Origin of the sequence: Azospirillum humicireducens (assembly GCF_001639105.2) — a bacterium.
GTDB classification, from domain to species: Bacteria; Pseudomonadota; Alphaproteobacteria; order Azospirillales; family Azospirillaceae; genus Azospirillum; species Azospirillum humicireducens.
In genome coordinates this window covers 2,625,090-2,644,892 of record NZ_CP015285.1, presented here as the reverse complement: position 1 = coordinate 2,644,892, position 19,803 = coordinate 2,625,090, and the positions used below count along the sequence as shown (strand labels likewise).

20 protein-coding genes are annotated in these 19,803 nt (G+C 68.1%); 19 read left to right on the top strand and 1 reads right to left on the bottom strand.

Going from position 1 to position 19,803, the window contains the following annotated elements; genetic code table 11:
* Positions 1–28 precede the first annotated feature (28 nt).
* The 7 genes from nusA to pnp all read left to right on the top strand — a co-directional run bounded on the left by nusA (position 29) and on the right by pnp (position 9,871).
* On the top strand, positions 29–1,600 hold the full coding sequence (gene nusA / locus A6A40_RS12430; protein ID WP_063635667.1) for a transcription termination factor NusA: 1,572 nt from the start codon (positions 29–31) through the stop codon (positions 1,598–1,600).
* A 74-nt stretch (positions 1,601–1,674) separates the two neighbouring features.
* Positions 1,675–2,475 (top strand): RNA-binding protein, encoded by an 801-nt coding sequence (locus A6A40_RS12425; protein ID WP_063635666.1) that lies wholly within the window; start codon positions 1,675–1,677, stop codon positions 2,473–2,475.
* 21 nt (positions 2,476–2,496) lie between these two features.
* The gene (gene infB / locus A6A40_RS12420; RefSeq protein ID WP_063635665.1) at positions 2,497–5,367 is read left to right on the top strand and encodes a translation initiation factor IF-2; all 2,871 of its coding nucleotides are present in this window, start codon (positions 2,497–2,499) and stop codon (positions 5,365–5,367) included.
* Between the two features lie 238 nt (positions 5,368–5,605).
* The gene (gene rbfA / locus A6A40_RS12415; RefSeq protein WP_063635664.1) at positions 5,606–6,199 is read left to right on the top strand and encodes a 30S ribosome-binding factor RbfA; all 594 of its coding nucleotides are present in this window, start codon (positions 5,606–5,608) and stop codon (positions 6,197–6,199) included.
* Entirely contained in the window at positions 6,189–7,130 is a 942-nt protein-coding gene (truB, locus tag A6A40_RS12410) for a tRNA pseudouridine(55) synthase TruB (protein ID WP_063635663.1), read from the top strand. The genes rbfA and truB overlap by 11 nt, the downstream gene beginning before the upstream one ends.
* Positions 7,131–7,144: 14 nt before the next feature.
* Positions 7,145–7,414 carry a 30S ribosomal protein S15 gene (gene rpsO / locus A6A40_RS12405; RefSeq protein ID WP_063635662.1) on the top strand — a complete coding sequence of 90 codons (270 nt, stop codon included), beginning with the start codon at positions 7,145–7,147 and terminating at the stop codon, positions 7,412–7,414.
* 345 nt (positions 7,415–7,759) lie between these two features.
* Complete coding sequence (pnp, locus tag A6A40_RS12400) at positions 7,760–9,871, top strand: polyribonucleotide nucleotidyltransferase (protein WP_063635661.1); 2,112 nt, start codon at positions 7,760–7,762, stop codon at positions 9,869–9,871.
* 75 nt (positions 9,872–9,946) lie between these two features.
* Here pnp and A6A40_RS12395 read toward each other — a convergent pair whose 3' ends face one another.
* Positions 9,947–10,681, bottom strand: coding sequence for an SDR family oxidoreductase (locus A6A40_RS12395; protein ID WP_063635660.1), 735 nt, complete (start codon positions 10,679–10,681; stop codon positions 9,947–9,949).
* Positions 10,682–10,796: 115 nt separating this feature from the next.
* On the opposite strand from A6A40_RS12395, the gene A6A40_RS12390 reads away from it, so the two are divergent.
* From A6A40_RS12390 to A6A40_RS12335, 12 genes are all read left to right on the top strand, one after another.
* Positions 10,797–11,507, top strand: a complete 711-nt coding sequence (locus A6A40_RS12390) for a helix-turn-helix transcriptional regulator (protein WP_063635659.1) — start codon at positions 10,797–10,799, stop codon at positions 11,505–11,507.
* Between the two features lie 110 nt (positions 11,508–11,617).
* On the top strand, positions 11,618–12,067 hold the full coding sequence (locus A6A40_RS12385) for a VOC family protein (RefSeq protein WP_082860804.1): 450 nt from the start codon (positions 11,618–11,620) through the stop codon (positions 12,065–12,067).
* Positions 12,064–12,531 (top strand): EVE domain-containing protein, encoded by a 468-nt coding sequence (locus A6A40_RS12380; RefSeq protein WP_063635658.1) that lies wholly within the window; start codon positions 12,064–12,066, stop codon positions 12,529–12,531. The genes A6A40_RS12385 and A6A40_RS12380 overlap by 4 nt, the downstream gene beginning before the upstream one ends.
* Before the next feature lie 235 nt (positions 12,532–12,766).
* Positions 12,767–13,513 carry a heme ABC transporter permease gene (locus A6A40_RS12375; protein ID WP_063635657.1) on the top strand — a complete coding sequence of 249 codons (747 nt, stop codon included), beginning with the start codon at positions 12,767–12,769 and terminating at the stop codon, positions 13,511–13,513.
* A gap of 5 nt (positions 13,514–13,518) precedes the next feature.
* Positions 13,519–13,752 carry a heme exporter protein CcmD gene (ccmD, locus tag A6A40_RS12370; RefSeq protein WP_063635656.1) on the top strand — a complete coding sequence of 78 codons (234 nt, stop codon included), beginning with the start codon at positions 13,519–13,521 and terminating at the stop codon, positions 13,750–13,752.
* Positions 13,749–14,213 (top strand): cytochrome c maturation protein CcmE, encoded by a 465-nt coding sequence (gene ccmE, locus A6A40_RS12365; protein WP_063635655.1) that lies wholly within the window; start codon positions 13,749–13,751, stop codon positions 14,211–14,213. The genes ccmD and ccmE overlap by 4 nt, the downstream gene beginning before the upstream one ends.
* A 7-nt stretch (positions 14,214–14,220) precedes the next feature.
* The gene (locus A6A40_RS12360) at positions 14,221–16,215 is read left to right on the top strand and encodes a heme lyase CcmF/NrfE family subunit (RefSeq protein WP_063635654.1); all 1,995 of its coding nucleotides are present in this window, start codon (positions 14,221–14,223) and stop codon (positions 16,213–16,215) included.
* 13 nt (positions 16,216–16,228) lie between these two features.
* Positions 16,229–16,768: a DsbE family thiol:disulfide interchange protein gene (locus A6A40_RS12355; RefSeq protein WP_063635653.1), complete on the top strand. Its 540-nt coding sequence runs from the start codon at positions 16,229–16,231 to the stop codon at positions 16,766–16,768.
* Entirely contained in the window at positions 16,768–17,250 is a 483-nt protein-coding gene (locus A6A40_RS12350; protein ID WP_063635652.1) for a cytochrome c-type biogenesis protein, read from the top strand. Before A6A40_RS12355 ends, A6A40_RS12350 begins: the two co-directional genes overlap by 1 nt.
* Positions 17,250–18,644 carry a c-type cytochrome biogenesis protein CcmI gene (gene ccmI / locus A6A40_RS12345; protein WP_063635651.1) on the top strand — a complete coding sequence of 465 codons (1,395 nt, stop codon included), beginning with the start codon at positions 17,250–17,252 and terminating at the stop codon, positions 18,642–18,644. Before A6A40_RS12350 ends, ccmI begins: the two co-directional genes overlap by 1 nt.
* Before the next feature lie 138 nt (positions 18,645–18,782).
* Entirely contained in the window at positions 18,783–19,358 is a 576-nt protein-coding gene (locus tag A6A40_RS12340; RefSeq protein WP_063635650.1) for a Smr/MutS family protein, read from the top strand.
* Positions 19,359–19,382: 24 nt separating this feature from the next.
* Positions 19,383–19,781, top strand: a complete 399-nt coding sequence (locus A6A40_RS12335) for a helix-turn-helix domain-containing protein (protein WP_063635649.1) — start codon at positions 19,383–19,385, stop codon at positions 19,779–19,781.
* The last annotated feature ends 22 nt before the right edge of the window (positions 19,782–19,803 follow it).

Sequence of the window (19,803 nt, the reverse complement as noted above, 5' to 3'; positions counted from 1 at the left end):
CACAAGACCGAGCCAGGAAGTGTAACGGATGGAATTGCTGCAAGTCGCTGACGCGGTCGCCCGCGAAAAGAACATCGACCGGGACGAAGTCCTGGAGGCGATGGAGCAGGCGATTCAGAAGGCCGGCCGCTCCAAGTACGGCCACGAGCACGACATCCGCGCCCGGATCGACCGCAAGACCGGCGACATCCATCTGACGCGCCACCTGGAGGTGGTCGAAACGGTGGAGAACGAGGCGACGCAGGTCACCCTGCCCTACGCCCAGCGCCGCAAGGCCGGCGCCAAGATCGGCGATTTCCTGGTCGACCCGCTGCCTCCGATCGATTTCGGCCGCATCGCCGCCCAGACCGCCAAGCAGGTGATCGTGCAGAAGGTGCGCGACGCCGAGCGCAAGCGCCAGTTCAACGAGTACAAGGACCGCAACGGCGAGATCGTCAACGGTCTGGTCAAGCGCGTCGAGTACGGCAACGTCACCGTCGATCTGGGCCGCGCCGAAGCGATCCTGCGACGCGACGAGCTGCTGCCCCGCGAGCATTTCAAGAACGGCGACCGCGTCCGCGCCTATATCTACGACGTCCGCGAGGAACCGCGCGGGCCCCAGATCTTCCTGTCGCGCACGCATCCCATGTTCATGGCGAAGCTGTTCGCCCAGGAAGTGCCGGAAATCTACGACGGCATCATCGAGATCCGGGCGGTCGCCCGCGATCCGGGCAGCCGTGCGAAGATCGCCGTCCACAGCAACGACAGCTCGATCGACCCGGTCGGTGCCTGCGTCGGCATGCGCGGCAGCCGCGTCCAGGCCGTCGTCGGCGAGCTGCAGGGCGAGAAGATCGACATCATCCCGTGGTCGGGCGAGGCGGCGACCTTCGTCGTCAACGCGCTCGCCCCGGCCGAAGTCGCCAAGGTCGTGCTCGACGACGACAACCGCCGCATCGAGGTGGTGGTGCCAGACGACCAGCTGTCGCTGGCCATCGGCCGCCGCGGCCAGAATGTGCGCCTCGCCTCGATGCTGACTGGCTGGGACATCGACATCCTCACCGAACAGGAGGAGTCGGAGCGCCGGTCCGAGGAAATCCACAGCCGCTCCGCCCTGTTCATGCAGGCGCTGGACGTCGACGACGTGATCGCCCACCTGCTGGTGGCCGAAGGCTTCACCTCGGTCGAGGAGATCGCCTTCGTCGAGACCGAGGAACTGGCCGAAATCGAAGGTTTCGACGAGTCGGTCGCCGACGAGCTGAAGCAGCGCGCCCTCGCCTTCCTGGAAGTTCAGGACGAGCAGGCGAACGAGCGCCGTCTTGAGCTGGGCGTCGAGGACATCGTCGCCGAGCTGACCGGCTTCAGCGCCACGCAGCTGGTGAAGCTGGGTGAGAACGGCGTGAAGACGCTGGACGATCTGGCCGATCTGGCCGGCGACGAGCTGGTCGAGATCCTGAGCAAGGACGGCGCCAAGGACGCTCCCTCGGAAGAGGAGGCGAACGCGATCATCATGGCCGCGCGCGCCCACTGGTTCGAGGGTGAGGAACAGGACGGCGCCGCCGCGGCTCCGGCCACCAACGGTTCGGCCGACGGCAATGCCGATGGTCAGGGCGCGCAGGCCTGACCGGCAGCAATGCCGGTTGGAACTACGCCCGACAGGAACGATTATTCGGGACCGCGCGAGCGGATGACGATCGGATGACCGAACGGAACGACGAACGGACACCGACCGCCGCCGCGGATGCGGTGCCGGATCAGGAATTAGCACCGGACGACGGTGCCGGGACGGACCGCCTGCCGGCCGACGACGAGAAGGGGCCTCTGCGCCGCTGCATCGCGTCGGGCACGGTGGGGCCGAAGGAGAGCATGATCCGCTTCGTGATCGGCCCCGACGGCGAGGTGGTTCCCGACCTGGAGGAACGTCTGCCCGGCCGCGGCCTTTGGGTCACGGCCGACCGGGATGCCCTGGCGAAGGCCTTGGGCAAATCCGTTTTCGCCAAGGCGGCCCGTCGGGCGGTGAAGCTACCGCCAGATCTGGCCGAAAGGCTGGAACGGCTGCTGGAACGCCGTTGTCTGCATGCGTTGGGCCTTGCCCGCCGTGCCGGCCACGTCCTGGCGGGGTACGAGAAGGTGCGCGAGGCGTTGAGGGCCAACCAGGTCGGCCGTGCGGGTCCCCCGCCGGCCCTGCTGGTCGAAGCCGCGGACGGCTCGCTGGACCAACGCGGCAAGGTGACGGCGCTCGCGCCGTCGCTGCCGGTGATCGATCTGTTCCAGTCCTCGGCCTTGGCCGCGGCGCTCGGACGCGATCACGCGGTGCACGCCGTGGTGGCGCGAGGCAGGCTGGCCGCAGGGCTGGCCCGCGATGCGGCACGCCTGAGGGGGCTGAAAGGTCCCCTTGGGAACCTGGACCTGAAAGGTCCCCTTGGGGACCGGGACGCGCACCAGGAATCTGATAAGGGCTTGGGAGTCGGCGATACGGCCGGCCGGCCTGCGATGTAACGTCTGACCATTCGGGAACCGATGACCGACAGCAACGACCAGGACCAGAAGAAAGTCTTGCACCTAACCGGCGCCAGCAAAGGAAAGCTGGAGTCGAAGAAGCCGGTCGAGACCCAGGTCCGGCAGAGCTTCTCCCATGGCCGGTCAAAAGCGGTGACCGTCGAGGTCAAGCGCAAGCGTCATGTTGAAAAGGGCGCCGTGCCCGGCGTTGCCGACGGCGGCGCCGCCGCCCGTCAGGCTGCCCAGGGCTTGCCCATCCGCGGTGCGGCGGGCCAGCGGCCCCGCGGCGGCGGTGCTCCTGCCGGGCGCCAGCTGACCCGTGAGGAGCTGGAATCGCGCCTGCGTGCACTTCGTGGCGCCGCGGCGTTCGAAGAGCAGCGCCGGATCGAGGCCGAGGAAGAAGCGGCCCGCGCCGAAGCCCGCGCCGCAGAGGCCGCCGAACGCGCCGCCGAAGAGGCGGCCGCTCCTGCCGATACCGCCGCAGCAGTCCCCGCCGCCGCAGCAGCAGCCGAGGCGCCGACTGCGGCCCAGCCGGAAATTCCGCCGATCATCCTGGATGCCGAGACCTTGCGCCAGCGCGAGCTGGACGAGATGCGCGCCATCCAGGAGGAGGAGCGCAAGATCGCCGAGGAGGCCGAACGCCGCCGCAAGGAGGAAGAGGCCAAGCGCAAGGAAGCCGAGGAGGCCAAGCGCCGCGACGCCGAACCTGCGGCCCGCCGTGATGGCAACCGTGACGGTGGCCGCGATGCTGCCCCCCGCGACGGTGCCCGCCCCGCCGGCGCCCGTCCGGCCGGGGACCAGCGCCCCGGCGGTGCCTCCGCCCGTCCGGCCGGCGACGCCGCTCCCGGCCGCACCCTGCCGGGCGCCGGTGCCCCGCCGGCCCGCGCCGTCGAGGAGGAGGAGGACAACCGCCGCAAGGGTGGCCGTGGTGGCGCCCCGGCCAAGGCCGCTCCGGCCCGTCCGGCCGCCAAGGCTCCCGCCGGCGCCGACCGCCGCAAGGGCACCAAGCTCACCGTCTCGCAGGCGCTCAGCGACGATGGCGGCGACCGCACCCGGTCGCTGGCCGCCGTCCGCCGTGCCCGCGAGCGTGAACGCCTGCGCCAGATGAGCCGCCAGGAGACGGCGAAGGTCACCCGCGACGTCGTGCTGCCGGAAGTCATCACCGTCCAGGAGCTGGCCAACCGCATGGCCGAGCGTGGCGCCGACGTCATCAAGGCGCTGATGCGCATGGGCGTGATGGCGACCATCAACCAGACCATCGACGCCGACACCGCCGAACTGGTCATCACCGAGTTCGGCCACCGCGTCCGCCGCGTGTCGGAATCCGACGTCGAGATCGGCCTGCGTGCCACCGAGGAAGAGGGCGCCATCCTGGTGCCGCGTCCGCCGGTCGTCACCATCATGGGCCACGTCGACCACGGCAAGACCTCGCTGCTCGACGCGCTGCGCCAGACCGACGTGGTGTCGGGCGAGGCCGGCGGCATCACCCAGCACATCGGCGCCTATCAGGTGCAGCTGGAGTCGGGTGCGAAGATCACCTTCATCGACACGCCGGGCCACGCCGCCTTCACCGAAATGCGTGCCCGCGGCGCCAACGTCACCGACGTGGTCGTGCTGGTGGTCGCCGCCAACGACGGCGTCATGCCGCAGACGATCGAGGCCATCCGCCACGCCAAGGCGGCCAAGGTTCCGATCATCGTCGCCATCAACAAGTGCGACCTTCCCGACGCCAAGCCGGAGCGTGTCCGCCAGGAACTGCTCCAGCACGAGCTGGTGGTCGAGGAGATGGGCGGCGACGTTCTCGACGTCGAAGTGTCGGCCAAGGCCAAGCGCAACCTGAACAAGCTGGAAGAGGCCATCCTCCTCCAGGCCGAAATCCTGGAGCTGCGGGCCAACCCCGAGCGTGCCGCCGAAGGCGTCGTCATCGAGGCGAAGCTGGAGCGTGGCCGTGGTTCGGTCGCCACCGTGCTGGTCCAGCGCGGCACGCTGAAGGTCGGCGACGTGTTCGTCACCGGCGCCGAGTGGGGCCGCGTCCGCGCCCTGATCAACGACCGCGGCCAGACCGTCAACGAGGCGGCCCCGGCCGTCCCCGTCGAGGTCCTGGGCCTGAACGGCACGCCGATGGCCGGCGACGACTTCACCGTCGTCGAGTCCGAAGCCCGTGCCCGCGAGATCGCCGAGTTCCGCCAGCGCAAGAAGCGCGAAGCGGTGGTGGCGGCCTCGGCCCGCGGTTCGCTGCAGGACATGTTCAGCCGCATCCAGGCCGGCGAGGCCAAGGAACTGCCGGTCGTCATCAAGGGCGACGTGCAGGGCTCGATCGAAGCCATCGCCAGCTCGCTGGAGAAGCTCACGGCCGAGAACACCGAGGTCAAGGTCCGCGTCCTGCACAACTCGGTCGGTGCGATCAACGAGTCCGACATCACGCTGGCCAATGCGTCCAACGCGATGATCATCGGCTTCAACGTCCGCGCCAACCCGCAGGCCCGCGACCTCGCCAAGCGCGACGGCGTCGAAATCCGCTACTACTCGATCATCTACAACGTGATCGACGACGTGAAGGCGGCGCTGACCGGTCTGTTGTCTCCGACGCTGCGGGAACGCTTCATCGGCTACGCGACCATCCGCGAGGTGTTCAACATCACGAAGGTCGGCAAGGTCGCCGGTTGTATGGTCACGCAGGGCACCGTCAAGCGCGGCGCCGGCGTCCGCCTGCTGCGCGACAACGTCGTCATTCACGAAGGCACGCTCAAGACGCTCAAGCGCTTCAAGGACGAAGTCAAGGACGTCCGCGAGGGTTACGAGTGCGGCATGGCCTTCGAGAACTACGACAACATCCAGGCCGGCGATCAGATCGAAGCCTTCGAGATCGAGGAAATCGCCCGCGAGCTTTGACCTGTTCGGTTCGCCCGATCCCTTCCGGCATCCGGCCGGGACGGATCGGGCGGCCTTCTTCGCTTTTAGGGGCGCGGGATCAGTCCTGCGCCCTGTTCCTATATTGGGGTGATCGCCACCACCCTGCCTCCGCTCGGTGGGAGGCGGTTGAGGTGGGAGACCGGCGGCTCCCATATGTGTGTGATCGGCCGGAGAGCTGAATCGGCCCGGCGCCAGACATCGACGAAAGACACGTATCATGGCCAGCAAGAAGCGCGGCGCGTTCATCGCCGGCAAGCCCCCGTCCCAACGGCAACTGCGCGTCGGCGAGGAGTTGCGCCACGCCCTGGCCGATCTGTTCCGCCGGGGGGACTTCCACGATCCCGAGCTGGCCTCGCTGAACGTCACGGTCACCGAGGTGCGGATCAGCCCGGACCTGTCGAACGCCACCGTCTTCTATTCGACGCTGGGCGGCGAACGGATGGAGGAGGCCCAGGTCGCCCTGAAGCGGGCCGCCGCCTTCCTGCGCGGACAGGTCGCGCGCATGGTCAACCTGCGCCACGCCCCGACGCTGAGCTTCGAGGGCGACACCTCCTTCGACTACGCCCACCGCATCGACAGCATCCTGCACAGCCCGGAAGTCGCCCGCGACCTGAGCGGCCATCCCCTGAGCCGCGTCAACGGCGACGACGACCATGACGAGGATGAGGACGATTCCTGGGACGAAGATGACGATCTCGGCCCCGACGAGGCGGATGAGGACGACGACCTCGACGACGACCGGGCGATGCTCGACGACGAAGATAAGGGCGAAAGCGACGACGAGAGCCGGGGCGGCCGTCGTGGCTCGTAAGCGCAAGGGCACGCCGATCCATGGCTGGGTGGTGCTGGACAAGCCGGAAGGCATGACCTCCACCCAGGCGCTGTCGAAGGTGCGCCGCCTGCTGAACGCCGAGAAGGCCGGGCATGGCGGCACGCTGGACCCGCTGGCGACCGGCATCCTGCCGATCGCGCTGGGCGAGGCGACCAAGACCGTCTCCTATGCCATGGACGGCGCCAAGACCTACCGTTTCTCCATCCGCTGGGGCGAGCGCACCACCACCGACGACCGCGAGGGCGAGGTGGTCGCCCGCTCGGACCACCGGCCGACGACCGAGGCGATCCGCGCCGCCCTGCCCGCCTTCCTGGGCGAGATCCAGCAGGTTCCGCCGCAGTTCTGCGCCATCAAGATCGACGGCGAGCGCGCCTACGACATCGCGCGCGAAGGCGATGCGGTCGATCTGGCCGCCCGCACCGTGCGCATCGACCGTTTCGAGCTGGTCGAGGAGCCGGACGCCGACCATGCGGTGTTCGAGGTCGATTGCGGCAAGGGGACCTATGTCCGCTCGCTGGCCCGCGACCTGTCGGAAGCGCTCGGCACGGTCGGCCATGTCGGGCTGCTGCGCCGTCTGCGCGTCGGGTCCTTCACGCTGGAGCGCGCGATTTCCCTGGACGAACTGGCCGCCATGGAGCAAGGTGCGGCCGTCGAACGACTTCTGTTGCCGATCGAGACCGCGCTGGACGACATCCCGGCGCTGGCCCTGACGGAAGCGGAAGCGCACCGACTGAGGCACGGCCAGACGGTCGCTCTCCTCACCCGGCAGGACCGTGACCGCCTGATGGCGGTTCAGGGTGCTGACGGTGGGGATGGCACCGTCATTGCGCTTTTCGGCGGAACGCCGGTGGCGTTGGCCCGTGTCGAGGGGGCGGAGGTCCGTCCGGTGCGCGTGCTCAACCTCACGTGATTTAGGAGACCCCGATGTCGATTACGCCCGAGCGCAAGCAAGAGCTGATCAAGGAATTTTCCCGCGGCACCAACGACACCGGTTCGCCCGAGGTCCAGGTGTCGATCCTGACGGAGCGCATCAGCAACCTGACGGATCACCTGAAGGGCCACAAGAAGGACTTCCACTCCCGCCGTGGTCTGCTGGTGATGGTCGGTCAGCGCCGCCGTCTGCTCGACTACCTGAAGAAGAAGGATCAGTCGCGCTACGCCGCTCTGATCGAGCGTCTGGGCCTGCGCCGCTAACAAGCCGCGTTGTTCCACTGACGGGTTTGGGTTCCCCCGGTCCAGCGGCCGGGGGTTTCCTTCCAGTCCAGCGCAGCATGAAGTTTTCATCCACCTGTATCGTTCCGGAACACCTCATTGGTTATTGGCAATAGAAACTCGATCTTGAGCGTTTCGTAACGGACAGGCCGGCCCGATCATTCGGGGACCGGCCTTTTTTGCATCCGCGGCGCCTCTATCTTGATTCGTTCATTCCTGTTGTCGAACACCACATCTCCAGTTTTCTCGCGGGGTCCTACGACCGATGGCCCCGGCCTTGGGCGGCAATCCGGCCGTTGCAGGGTGTCGGATGGAAGGAAAAAATCCATGTTTACTGTTCATCGCAAGGAAATCGAGTGGGGCGGGCGCAAGCTGGTCCTGGAAACGGGCAAGATCGCCCGTCAGGCCAACGGCGCGGTTCTGGTCACCTATGGTGACACCACCGTCCTGTGCACCGCCGTCGCCGCCAAGGCGCCGAAGCCGGGCGTCGATTTCTTCCCGCTGACCGTCAATTACCAGGAAAAGGCGTTCGCGGCCGGCAAGATTCCCGGCGGCTTCTTCAAGCGCGAAGGCCGTCCGACCGAGAAGGAAACGCTGGTCAGCCGCCTGATCGACCGTCCGATCCGTCCGCTGTTCGCCGATGGCTTCCGCAACGAGACGCAGGTCGTCTGCACCGTGCTGAGCCATGATCTGGAGAACGATCCGGACATCGTGGCGATGGTCGGCGCGTCCGCCGCCCTGACGATTTCCGGCATCCCGTTCCTGGGTCCGATCGGCGCCGCCCGCGTCGGCTACAAGAACGGCCAGTATGTTCTGAACCCGACCATGGACGAGGTCGAGGACAGCGACCTGGATCTGGTCGTCGCCGGCACCGTCGAAGGCGTGCTGATGGTCGAATCGGAAGCCAAGGAGCTGACCGAAGAGGTCATGCTGGGCGCCGTCATGTTCGGCCACACCAACTTCCAGCCGGTGATCAACATGATCATCGATCTGGCCGAGGAAGCCGCCAAGGAGCCGTGGGATCTGCCGGAGCCGGCCTATGACCGCAAGGCCCTGAAGGCCCGCCTGCGCGAGACCGTCGGGTCGGATGTCGAAGCCGCCTACACCGAGACGGTCAAGCAGAGCCGCTACGAGAAGGTCGGCGCCGCCAAGGCGAAGGCGCTCGAGACGCTGGCCGAGGAATTCGACGCCCAGTCGATCGGTTTCGAGTTCAAGGAACTGGAAGCCGACATCCTGCGCGGCGCCGTTCTGAAGACCGGCCGCCGCATCGACGGCCGCGACACCAAGACCGTGCGCCCGATCGTGTCGGAAGTCGGCGTGCTGCCGCGCGCCCACGGTTCGGCCCTGTTCACCCGCGGCGAGACCCAGGCGCTGGTCGTCACCACGCTGGGCACCAGCCAGGACGAGCAGATCATCGACGCGCTCGAAGGCGAGTACCGCGAGCACTTCATGCTGCACTACAACTTCCCCCCGTACTCGGTGGGTGAAGCCGGCCGCATGGGTTCGCCGGGCCGCCGCGAGATCGGCCACGGCAAGCTGGCGTGGCGCGCCATCCACCCGCTGCTGCCGAAGAAGGAAGACTTCCCCTACACGCTGCGCGTCGTGTCGGAAGTCACGGAGTCCAACGGTTCCTCCTCGATGGCCACCGTCTGCGGCACCTCGCTGTCGCTGATGGACGCCGGTGCGCCGCTGGCCCGTCCGGTCGCCGGCATCGCCATGGGCCTGATCAAGGAAGACCACGGCTTCGCCGTCCTGTCGGACATCCTGGGTGACGAAGACCACCTGGGCGACATGGACTTCAAGGTCGCCGGGACGGAAGTCGGCGTCACCGCGCTGCAGATGGACATCAAGATCACCTCGATCACCGAGGAGATCATGAAGATCGCGCTGGGCCAGGCCAAGGACGGCCGCCTGCACATCCTGGGCGAGATGTCGAAGGCGCTGACCGGCGCCCGCGAAGGCGTCAACGAGAACGCCCCGCGCATCACCGTGATCAACATCCCGAAGGAGAAGATCCGCGACGTGATCGGCTCCGGCGGCAAGGTGATCCGCGAGATCGTCGAGCAGACCGGCGCCAAGATCGACATCGACGACGACGGCACCGTCAAGGTCTCGGCCGTCGACCAGAAGAAGTCGGACGCCGCCATCGAGTGGATCAAGGGCATCGTCGCCGAGCCGGAAATGAACGTCGTCTACACCGGCAAGGTGGTGAAGGTCGTCGATTTCGGCGCCTTCGTGAACTTCCTGGGCTCGCGCGACGGCCTCGTCCACATCTCCGAGCTGGCGCAGCAGCGCGTCGGCAAGGTGTCGGACGTCGTGTCGCAGGGTGATTCGGTGAAGGTGAAGGTCATCGGCTTCGACGACCGCGGCAAGGTCAAGCTGTCGATGAAGCAGGTCGACCAGGCCACCGGCGAGGACCTGACCAAGAAGGCGGAGTGATCCGTCTCTTCCGGTTTGGATAACGAAAAAGCCCCGGCTCGCAGGAGCCGGGGCTTTTTTCTTTCTGCGGTGCCGTCAGCGCCCGCCGGATACGTCAAGGATCGCGCCGGTCGTGTAGGACGCGGCATCGCTCAGCAGCCAGACGGCGGCCTCGGCCACCTCCTCCGCCCGCCCGGCCCGCCCGAGCGGAGCGTTGACGCCCAGGCGCTGTGCGCGGCCGGGCTGGCCTCCGCTGGCGTGAATCTCCGTATCGATCAAACCGGGGCGGATCGCGTTGACGCGGACACCCTGCGGTCCCAACTCTTTCGACAGCCCGACCGTCAACGTGTCCAACGCCGCCTTCGATCCGGCATAGTCCACATACTCGAAGGGCGAACCGAGCCGGGCCGCCGCGGAGGACATCAGAACGATCGACCCGGCCCCCCGCGGTGCCAGACGGCGCGCACTCTCCCGCGCACACAGATAGGCCCCGAAGACGTTCACCTCGAACACCCGGCGCATCCGCTCGGCGCTCATTTCGGTCAAGGGGCAGGATGGTGCGACGATGCCGGCGTTCACCACCACGCCGTCGAGCGGCCCGAGCTGCTGCTCCGCCGCCTCGAACATGGCGACGACATCCGCCTCGACCGCCACGTCGCCCCGGAGCGTCACTGCCCGCCCGCCCGCCGCCCGCACCACGTCGGCCGTCTCACGGGCGGCGGCTTCGTTGCCGACATAATTGATGCCGACCGACCAGCCGCGACTGCCGGCCAACAGAGCGGTGGCCTTCCCGATCCCGCGCCCGCCGCCGGTGATGAGAATGGTTTTCATGAGTCCCTCTGGATTGAGCCTCAACCAGCGCGACAGTATGCTTGCCTGAAGTGGGTGAACAGGCTGAACCAGCACTGCCTTCCATCACTGCTCCCATCCCTCGCCTTCCGGTTTCATGTCGCGCGCCGAACGTCTCCTCGATCTGATGCAGGTTCTGCGGCGGCATCGGCAGCCGGTCAGCGGCCGCTCGCTCGCCGATGAGCTGGGGGTCAGCCTGCGTACGCTCTATCGCGACATCGCCACGCTGCAGGCGCAGGGCGCGATGATCGAGGGGGAGCCGGGGGTGGGCTATCTGCTGCGGGCGGGGTTCCTGCTGCCGCCGCTGATGTTCACCGAGGAGGAGCTGGAGGCGCTGGTGCTGGGGTCGCGCTGGGTGGTGGACCGCGGCGACAGCCGGCTGGGCGGGGCGGCACGCAATGCGCTCGCCAAGATCGCAGCGGTGCTGCCGCCGGACAGGCGGGAGGGGCTGGACGGTTCCGCCCTGCTGGTGGGTCCGGGCGAACCCATCGCCGGAGGCGGTAACGGCGTTTCCGCCGGGGATGCCGAGCTGGCGACCATCCGCACCGCCATCCGCGGCGAACGCAAGCTGGAGATCGCCTATCGCGACCGCGACGGTACGGAAAGCCGGCGCATGGTCTGGCCCTTCGCGCTCGGCTTCTTCGACCGGGTGCGGGTGATGGTGGCGTGGTGCGAACTGCGTCAATCCTTCCGTCACTTCCGCACCGACCGCATCCTGGCATTGACCGTCAGCGGCATCCGTTATCCCCGCCGCCGGCAGGCGATGCTGAAGGAGTGGCGCGCGGCGGAGGGCATTCCGCAGCGGTAAAACAATGCTGACGTAAACTGTCAGCATGTCGGCCTAGTCTTGGCTGTGCCGGTAAGGGCGGCGAACGGAAGCGCCCTTCCCCAATCCTCCATTCAAGACTGGAACCCACCATGACCGCGAGCCAGACCGCCAGCACAACCGCTGCCGCCAAACCCGATGCCGCCAAGCTGACCCTCGATTTCGTCCTGCTCCACGTCGACAGCCCCGTTGCCAGCGCCGCCTTCTATACCGACCTGCTTGGCCGGCCGCCGGTGGAAGCCTCCCCCACCTTCGCCATGTTCAAGGCGGGGAACGGGCTGATGCTGGGACTGTGGTCGCGCCACACGGTGGAACCGGCCTCGACCCCGCCCGGCGGCGGCGAGATCGCCTTCACCGTCGCCGACGAGGCCGCCGTGCGCGACCTGCACGCCGACTGGAGCGACCGCGGCCTGACCATCCTGCAACCGCCGACGGCAATGGATTTCGGCCATACTTTCGTTGCACAGGACCCGGACGGCCATCGCCTGCGCGTGTTCGCCCCCCATCGGGAAGAAGCCCTGCCGGTACGGGTGCGGTCGTGAGCGGCGGCGCGCGTTCCGGCGCCTGGATCGCGGTCGCCAGCGCCGAGCATGTGCGGCGCGGCCGCGCCGGTGGCTTCATGCAGGTCTGCCACGGCAAGGCAGCGCCGCTGCGGCGCATCCGGCCGGGCGACCATGTCGTCTATTATTCTCCCACCGACCGGTTCGGCGCGGCGGACGGGCTGAAGTCCTTCACCGCCATCGGCACGGTGCTGTCGGGTGAGCCCTACGCGTTCGACATGGGCGGCGGCTTCGTCCCCATCCGGCGCGATGTCTCCTGGTGGCCGGCGGAGGAGGCACCGATCCAGCCGCTGCTGGACCGGCTGGAGCTGACCGCCGGGGTGCGGAACTGGGGCTATCCCTTCCGCTTCGGACTGCTGCCGGTCAGCCCCCGCGACTTCGACCTGATCGCCGGGGCGATGCGGGCGGCCATGCCGGAGGGCTTGCGGGAGGAACTGGCCGCCTGACCGAAAAAAGATCCGCCGGCGGGACGGGATGAAAAGCCCTTCCCCGGCGTCTTTATTGGGTTATGAACCGAGTGCCCCAAGGGGCTTGGGACCTCTCATACCTTGGTGTCAGAGTACGAACGAATGGCGGATCGGCCTGACCGAGATCAAGGCGAAACCCCTCGCAGTCCGCCATACATGCGCTTATATCGTCCGCAAGCCTGACCAAGGTCATCCGTACCGGGGCCATCGTTCCATGCATCGCTTCGCCAATCCCGCCCGCTTCCTGCGCCTGTCGGCCGTGCTGCTGCCGTGGTGCGCCGGGGCGACCGTGATCCTGACGATCCTCGGGCTGTGGCTCAGCCTGTTCGGCTCGCCGCCCGACTATCAGCAGGGCGAGACGGTGCGGATCATGTACATCCATGTCCCCGCCGCCTGGATGAGCCTGTTCGTCTACACCAACATGGCCATCGCCGCGGCTTGCGGCCTGGTGTGGAAGCACCCGTTGGCCGACCTGTTCGCCAAGGCCGCCGCCCCCATCGGCGCCGGCTTCACCTTCGTGTGTCTGGTGACCGGGTCGCTGTGGGGCGCACCCATGTGGGGCACCTGGTGGGTGTGGGACGCCCGTCTGACCAGCGTGCTGATCCTGTTCTTTCTCTATCTCGGCTACATGGCGCTGGTGAACGCCTTCGACGATCCGCAGCGCGGCATGAAGGCCGGCAACGTCCTGCTGCTGGTCGGCATCGTCAATGTGCCGATCATCAAGTTCTCGGTCGATTGGTGGAACACGCTGCACCAGCCCGCCAGCGTCGTGCGCATGGGTGGCCCCAGCATCGACCCGAGCATGCTGACGCCGCTTCTGGTCATGGCCGGAGCCTTCACCGCCTATTTCCTGTCGGTCGTCCTGCTGCGCGTGCGCACGGAGATCGCCCAGCGCAAAATACAGACATTGAGGCTGTCGGTGGCCGGTGACGGTGCTGTCACCGACGGAATCCAGGGGTAACGGCGATGAACGACTTCCTCAACATGGGCGGGTACGCCGCCTACGTCTGGCCGGCCTACGGCATCGCCACCCTTGTCCTGCTTGGCCTGCTGGTCGCCACCTGGAAGGGGCTGCGCAACGCCGAGGCGACGTTGAAGGCGCTGGAAAGCGCCCGCCCGGCCCGCCGCCGCACCCGCAACGCCGGCCGGAAAGCGGCCGATCAGAACGCCGGAACGCCGGCGGAAGCGAGCGAAGGATGACCCGCAAGAAACGCCGCCTCTACATGCTGGGCCTCGCCCTCCTGGGGCTGGGCTCGGCGACCGCCCTGGCGCTGACCGCCTTCCAGGACAACATCGTCTTCTTCTACAGCCCGACCCAGCTGCAGACACAGCAGGTCGGCGACCGCAATTTCCGCCTGGGCGGGCTGGTCGAGGAAGGCAGCGTGAAGAAGACGCCGGACGGCCTCACCACCTCCTTCCGCGTCACCGACACCGCCCACACCATCGACGTCCGCTATCGCGGCCAGCTGCCCGACCTGTTCCGCGAGGGCCAGGGCGTGGTGGCGGAGGGCAAACTGACCGGCGGCGTCTTCGTCGCGCGCGAGGTGCTGGCCAAGCATGACGAGAACTACATGCCGCCCGAGGTGTCGGAAGCGCTGAAGCAGGCCGGCGTCTACAAGAACCCGGCGGAATCCGCGACGAAGACCGCGAAGAAGGAGTAGCGGGACCGTGATCCCCGAACTCGGCCATTACGCGCTGGTACTGGCGCTGTTCGTCGCGCTGGTGCAGTCGGTGCCGCCGCTGGTCGGCGCCGCCACCCGCAACGGCGCCTGGATGAATGTCGCTGTGCCCGCGGCCATCGCCCAGATGCTGCTGGTGCTGGTCGCCTATGCCGCCCTGACCTGGGCGCATGTGGTGTCCGACTTCAGCGTGCTGAACGTGGTGCAGAACAGCCACTCGGCCAAACCGATGCTCTACAAGGTGTCGGGCGTCTGGGGCAACCACGAGGGCTCGATGATGCTGTGGATCGTCATGCTGACGGTCTTCGGCGCCGCCGTGGCCATGTTCGGGCGCAACCTGCCGCCGACCTTGAAGGCGCGGGTGCTGGCGGTCCAGGGGCTGATCGGGGTCGGTTTCCTGCTGTTCATCCTGATCACCTCCAACCCCTTCATCCGCGTGGTCCCGGCGCCGATCGACGGCAACGACCTGAACCCGCTGCTGCAGGACCCCGGCCTCGCCTTCCACCCGCCCTTCCTCTATGCCGGCTATGTCGGCTTCTCCATGGCCTTCTCCTTCGCCGTGGCCGCGCTGATCGAGGGGCGGGTCGATCCCGCCTGGGCGCGCTGGGTGCGGCCCTGGACGCTGGCGGCGTGGTCGACCCTGACCATGGGCATCGCCATGGGCTCCTGGTGGGCCTATTACGAGCTGGGCTGGGGCGGCTGGTGGTACTGGGACCCGGTGGAGAACGCGTCCTTCATGCCCTGGCTCGCCGGCACCGCGCTGCTGCACTCCGCCATCGTGGTGGAGAAGCGCGACGCACTGAAGAGCTGGACCATCCTGCTGTCCATCGTCACCTTCTCGCTGTCGCTGATGGGCACCTTCCTGGTGCGCTCGGGCATCCTGACCTCGGTCCATGCCTTCGCCGTCGATCCCAAGCGCGGCGTCTTCATCCTGGTCCTGCTGGCCATCGCCACCGGCGGTTCGCTGCTGCTCTACAGCCTGCGCGCGCCGTCGCTGAAGGCCGGCGGGCTGTTCGCGCCGATCAGCCGCGAGGGCGCGCTGGTGATGAACAACCTGCTGCTGTCCACTGCGACGGCGACGGTGTTCATCGGCACGCTCTATCCGCTGTTCCTCGACATCCTGAACCTGGGCAAGGTGTCGGTCGGCCCCCCCTTCTTCAACGCCACCTTCATTCCGGTCGCCATTCCGATGATCGTCGCCATGGTGGTCGGCCCCTTCCTGTCCTGGAAACGGGCGGATCTGGGAGCGGCACTGAGCCGGCTGTGGATTGCCGGCGTCGCCGTGGTGATCGCCGTCGCCGTCACCGCCTATGTCAAGGCGGGCGGCGGGCCGCTGCTGGCGCTGGTCGGCATCGCGCTCGCCGCCTGGGCCTTCGTCGGCTCGCTGGTCGAGTTCGCCGACCGCATCGCCCTGTTCCGCACCTCCTTCCGCAACAGCTGGAACCGCGCGGTGCATCTGCCGCGCAGCGCCTGGGGCATGACCATCGCCCATGCCTGCGTCGGCCTGTCGATCCTCGGCATGACCGGCACCTCGGCCTGGCAGACGGAATCGATCACCGCGATGAAACCGGGCGACCGCGCCAGCGTCGCCGGCTACGAGTTCCATTTCGACAGCGTCGGGCTGGTCGACGGCCCGAACTTCAAGGCGGAGCGCGGCGTCTTCACCGTCACCGAGGACGGACGGCCCATCGCCACCCTGACGCCGGAACGCCGCAGCTACAGCACCACCCGGATGACCACCACGGAATCGGCCATCCACACCACGGTCTTCTCCGACCTGTATGTGGCGCTGGGCGACCCGACGCAGAACGGCACCGCCTGGATCGTCCGCATCTACCACCACCCGCTGGTGCCGTGGATCTGGATCGGCGGCGTGGGCATGATGCTGGGCGGGCTGGTCAGCCTGACCGACCGCCGCTTCCGCATCGGCGCACCGGAACGCCGCCGTACGGCCGGCAAGTCGGCCCCGCTTCCGGCCGAATGAGGACCAAGACACCATGCGCCGCCTTCTGTACCTGCTGCCCTTCCTGCTGTTCATCGGGGTGGGTGTCGCCTTCTACCTGGGGTTCCAGCGCGACCCGCGCGACATCCCGTCGGCCCTGATCGACAAGCCGGCGCCGACCTTCGACCTGCCGGCCATTCCGGGCCAGCCGGCGACGGGCGGCCTGTCTTCGGCCAAGCTGACCGGCGATGTGACGCTGGTGAACGTCTTCGCCTCCTGGTGCATCCCCTGCAAGGCGGAGCATCCCGTCATCACCCGCCTGTCGCGGGAGCAGGGGGTGACGGTCTTCGGCATCAACTACAAGGACAAGCCGGAGGACGCGCTGACCTGGCTGGCGCGCAACGGCAATCCCTATGCCGCCATCGGCGCCGACCAGGATGGCCGGGTGTCGATCGACTGGGGCGTCTATGGCGTGCCGGAAAGCTACCTGATCGACCGCCAGGGCCGGATCCGCTTCAAACATGTCGGCCCGCTGACCCCGAAGGTGGTGGAGGAGCAGCTTCTCCCCATGGTCAAGCATCTGAGGCAGGGCTGATGAAACGCGCCATTCTTGCCGCCGTGCTGGCGCTGTCGGTCACCCTGCCGGCGCTGACCCCGGCCCTGGCAGTCCAGCCCGAAGAGGTTCTGCCGGACCCCGCGCTGGAATCGCGCGCCCGCGCGATCAGCCAGGAGCTGCGCTGCCTCGTCTGTCAGAACCAGTCCATCGACGACAGCAACGCGCCGCTGGCCCGCGACCTGCGGGTTCTGGTGCGCGACCGGCTGCAGGCCGGCGACAGCGACGCCAAGGTTATGGAGTATGTCACCGACCGCTACGGCGACTATGTGCTGCTGCGCCCGCCCTTCAAGGCGACCACGCTGGTGCTGTGGATCGGTCCCTTCGCCGTGCTGCTGCTGGGGGCGATCGGCACCTTCCTGTTCCTGCGCGGGCGGCGGGGTGTGGCCGCCGGCGCCGACACCGCTCCCCTGAGCGCGGATGAGCGGCGGCGGCTGGATGCCCTGCTGCGGAAAGACGATTGATGCTGTTCTGGATTCTCGCCGCCGTCCTGACCGCGGCCGTGCTGCTGTTCATCGTGCCGCCGCTGCTGCGGTCCGGTGCCACCGCTCCTGAGCGCGAGGCTTTCGACCGCGAGGTCTACCGCGACCAGCTCGACGAGCTGGAGCGCGACCGGGCGCGCGGCCTGATCAACGACGCCCAGGCCGAAGCCGCCAAGGCGGAGATCGCGCGGCGCATGCTGGCGACCGCCGAGAAGGGTGTCGCCACCGCGACCCCGGCGGCGCCGCGCAGCGCGCGGGTGCTGGCGGTGTTGCTGGCACTGGTGCTGCCGCTCGGCGCACTCAGCGTCTATGGCCTCTATGGCCGCCCGGATCTGCCGGCGCAGCCGCTGGCGTCGCGCAACCTCAAGCAGGAACGCGGCGGTCCGCCCGAGACCGTGCTGGCGGCGATGGACAAGCTGAAGGCGCAGCTGGCGGAGAATCCGAACGACCTTCAGGGCTGGCTGATTCTGGGTCAGGCCTATGCCAAGATGGGCCGCAACGCCGACGCGGCGGAGGCGCTACGCCACGCTGTCGCCCTGAACAAGGATGATGTGGAGCTGCAGGGCCTGTTCGGCGAGACGCTGGTTTCGGCCAACGACGGCATGGTCGGGGAAGAGGCGGTGAAGGCCTTCGACGCCGTGCTGGCGAAGGAGCCGAAGGACCCGCGCGCCCGCTTCTTCGCGGCGCTCGCCCGCTACCAGGCCGGGGACCGCCAGGACGCACTCGACCGCTGGAGCGCGCTGATGGCGGAATCGCCCGCCGACGCGCCATGGGTTCCGGTCCTGCGCGACCAGATCCGCGAGGCGGCGGTTGCACTGAACCTCGACCCTGCCAAGGTGACGCCGCAGCCGCTGCCGGCGGAACAGAAGCCTGCCGGCCCAGTGGCCCAGGGCCAGAACGGGCCGGCGTCCGAAGGCCAAAGCCAGGATGAGATGATCCGCGGCATGGTCGCCAGCCTCGCCACCCGGCTGGAAGCCGATCCGTCGGACATCGAAGGCTGGCTGAAGCTCGCTCGTTCCTACGGCGTGCTGGGCGAGCCGGCCAAGGCGCTGGAAGCCGCCCGCAAGGCGCGCGAGCGGGCACCCGACCGCGCCGATGTGCAGGTGGTATACGCCAATGCCGTCCTGCAGACCCAGCCGCGCAACGAGACGCCAAAGCCCCTGCCGGAGGAGGCGACCTCGGCCCTGCGGCTGGCGCTGAAGGCGGAACCGGAGAACAAGGACGCGCTGTGGCTTCTGGGCCTCGACGCCATGATGTCGGGCCGCAAGGATGAGGCCGCCGCCCATTGGGGCAGGCTGATCGCCCAGTTCAAGCCGACCGACCCGGAATACACCCTGTTGAAGGGGCGTCTGGACGCGTTGAAGACGGGCGGCTGAAGCAATCCGCCTGCACCCGTCCTTTTCTCCCGCCACCTTTTCTTTGGCATTGCCGCGACACACATTGACAGGGGCGCGTCGGCGGGCTTTATCCCTCGATGCAGCCCCTTTTTCTTTTCCGCAGAAGGTTCCGCGCCGATGACCCGCAGACGACTGCCCACGCCCGACGAGCGGCGCTTGTGGCGGATCGCCATGCGCGACGCCGAACCGATGCCGGGCCGGCAGGTCGAGGCGGAGCCGGAACCGGTGGCGACCATGGCCGAACTGGTGGAGGAGCCGGTGGCGACCAGCCTCGCCCCACCGCCGACCGCAAAGCAGTTCCCCTCCCCGGCCCGCCCCTCCCGGACGTCCCATCCGCCGCTGACGCCCGGATCGACGGCCAACATCGACCGCCGCACCGGCGACCGCTTCCGCCGCGGCGAGCTGGAGATCGACGGCCGGATCGACCTGCATGGCATGACCCAGGCGCAGGCGCACACCGCCCTTGCCTCCTTCGTCCACCGCGCCTGGAACGAGGGCCGGCGCTGCATCCTGGTCATCACCGGCAAGGGCAGCTTCGGCGGGCTGGGCGTCCTGCGCCAGGCAACGCCCCGCTGGCTGGCGGATCCGGCCTTGCGCCCGATGGTTCTGGCGATCCAGCCGGCCCGGCCCAAGGATGGTGGCGACGGCGCGCTGTATGTCTTGATCAAACGGCGGCGCAACCGTAAGGACTGAGTCCCAAACAATCAGGGACTTCCCATGACTCCATTCGGCGAACGGGTCCGGTCGCTGCGCGACGCCAAGGGCGTGTCGCTGAAGCAGATGGCGACGGACCTGTCCATCTCGTCCGCCTATCTCTCGGCACTGGAACATGGCAAGCGCGGCCAGCCTTCCCCCCAGCTGGTCCGGCAGATCTGCGCCTATTTCGGCATCATCTGGGACGATGCTGAGGAACTGGAACGGCTGGCGGCTCTGTCCCATCCCCGCGTGACGGTCGACACCGCGGGCTTGAGCGCCAAGGCGACGGAGCTTGCCAATCTTCTGTCGGAACGCATCGGCGACCTGGACGAGGAGCGGATCGACGCGATCCTGGATATTCTGGACACGGTGCCGCCGAAGAAGGCCGGGCGGCGGCGGGCTGGGGTGCGGCGGAGGTGATGGCGTTGTCGGGGTGTCGGTT

Excerpts from the sequence above, each read along its gene's own strand:
- rbfA (WP_063635664.1), top strand. The coding sequence starts at position 5,606 with ATGGCCAGCAAGAAGCGCGGCGCGTTCATCGCCGGCAAGCCCCCGTCC.
- A6A40_RS12375 (WP_063635657.1), top strand. The coding sequence starts at position 12,767 with ATGCATCGCTTCGCCAATCCCGCCCGCTTCCTGCGCCTGTCGGCCGTG.
- rpsO (WP_063635662.1), top strand. The coding sequence starts at position 7,145 with ATGTCGATTACGCCCGAGCGCAAGCAAGAGCTGATCAAGGAATTTTCC.
- ccmI (WP_063635651.1), top strand. The coding sequence starts at position 17,250 with ATGCTGTTCTGGATTCTCGCCGCCGTCCTGACCGCGGCCGTGCTGCTG.
- nusA (WP_063635667.1), top strand. The coding sequence starts at position 29 with ATGGAATTGCTGCAAGTCGCTGACGCGGTCGCCCGCGAAAAGAACATC.
- A6A40_RS12355 (WP_063635653.1), top strand. The coding sequence starts at position 16,229 with ATGCGCCGCCTTCTGTACCTGCTGCCCTTCCTGCTGTTCATCGGGGTG.
- pnp (WP_063635661.1), top strand. The coding sequence starts at position 7,760 with ATGTTTACTGTTCATCGCAAGGAAATCGAGTGGGGCGGGCGCAAGCTG.
- A6A40_RS12350 (WP_063635652.1), top strand. The coding sequence starts at position 16,768 with ATGAAACGCGCCATTCTTGCCGCCGTGCTGGCGCTGTCGGTCACCCTG.
- A6A40_RS12390 (WP_063635659.1), top strand. The coding sequence starts at position 10,797 with ATGTCGCGCGCCGAACGTCTCCTCGATCTGATGCAGGTTCTGCGGCGG.
- ccmD (WP_063635656.1), top strand. The coding sequence starts at position 13,519 with ATGAACGACTTCCTCAACATGGGCGGGTACGCCGCCTACGTCTGGCCG.
- A6A40_RS12395 (WP_063635660.1), bottom strand. The coding sequence starts at position 10,681 with ATGAAAACCATTCTCATCACCGGCGGCGGGCGCGGGATCGGGAAGGCC.
- A6A40_RS12425 (WP_063635666.1), top strand. The coding sequence starts at position 1,675 with ATGACCGAACGGAACGACGAACGGACACCGACCGCCGCCGCGGATGCG.
- A6A40_RS12385 (WP_082860804.1), top strand. The coding sequence starts at position 11,618 with ATGACCGCGAGCCAGACCGCCAGCACAACCGCTGCCGCCAAACCCGAT.
- infB (WP_063635665.1), top strand. The coding sequence starts at position 2,497 with ATGACCGACAGCAACGACCAGGACCAGAAGAAAGTCTTGCACCTAACC.
- A6A40_RS12335 (WP_063635649.1), top strand. The coding sequence starts at position 19,383 with ATGACTCCATTCGGCGAACGGGTCCGGTCGCTGCGCGACGCCAAGGGC.
- A6A40_RS12340 (WP_063635650.1), top strand. The coding sequence starts at position 18,783 with ATGACCCGCAGACGACTGCCCACGCCCGACGAGCGGCGCTTGTGGCGG.
- ccmE (WP_063635655.1), top strand. The coding sequence starts at position 13,749 with ATGACCCGCAAGAAACGCCGCCTCTACATGCTGGGCCTCGCCCTCCTG.